Raw genomic sequence first — 730 nt, forward strand, 5'->3', positions numbered from 1 at the left:
GATCCGCACGACGGCATCTACACGGCGGCGCGGCTGGCCAAGGACGAGGGCGTGCCGATCTCGACGATCTCGTTCGGGACCAAGGGCGGCGAGATCGAGATGGACGGGCAGCGCATCGCCGTCCCGGTCTCGACCGACCAGATGAAGATGGTGGCCAAGCTGTCCGGCGGGCAGTCCTACACCGCCACCACCCTGGGCGAGCTGGAAAAGAGCTACAACGCCATCGAGAACGAGATCGGCTACCGCACGGTGCCGGGGCCGGGCAGCTCCGGCTGGCTGCGGCTGGCCGTGCTGACCGCCCTGATCGCGACCGCGCTGGCACTGCTGATCAACCGGCGCCTGCCCAGCTGACTCAGGCGGGCAGCCTGCGGTTCAGCAGGAGCCCGGCCAGGATGGCGCCGGCCAGGACGAACGCGCCGAGCAGCATCCAGGCCAGGCTGGCGTCGCCCTTCACGGTTTCGTAGCCGATCTGGCGCTGCAGCGTCGAGTACACGTTCTTCAGCGAGTCCAGGCTGTCGGCGTGGAACGACTGGCCGTCGGTGATCTCGCAGATCTTCTGCAGGGTCTGGTCGTCCACCGGAACCGGGATGGTGGCGCCCTCGTAGTCGACGGTTTTTTATTTTTTTGATAAGGAGATCTTCGAGATCTTCACGCCCTCGGCCTTGGCCAGCCGCGCCGCGGTGAACGCCCCCTGCGGGGCATTGGGGTCCAGCGGCACGTTCTCGGCGCG

The 730-nt window shown here is 67.3% G+C and carries 1 protein-coding gene and 1 pseudogene; one reads left to right on the forward strand and one right to left on the reverse strand.

What is annotated here, in order from left to right:
* Window positions 1-351: pseudogene (locus tag A9W96_RS01545) on the forward strand (hypothetical protein); the annotation flags it as partial.
* A gap of 1 nt (window position 352) precedes the next feature.
* On the opposite strand, the gene A9W96_RS32445 reads toward A9W96_RS01545, so the two are convergent.
* Window positions 353-577 carry a hypothetical protein gene (locus tag A9W96_RS32445; RefSeq protein WP_067180489.1) on the reverse strand — a complete coding sequence of 75 codons (225 nt, stop codon included), beginning with the start codon at window positions 575-577 and terminating at the stop codon, window positions 353-355.
* Between the last annotated feature and the right edge of the window lie 153 nt (window positions 578-730).

Origin of the sequence: Mycobacterium sp. 1245852.3 (assembly GCF_001669335.1) — a bacterium.
In the GTDB taxonomy this organism is placed as follows: Bacteria; Actinomycetota; Actinomycetes; order Mycobacteriales; family Mycobacteriaceae; genus Mycobacterium; species Mycobacterium europaeum_A.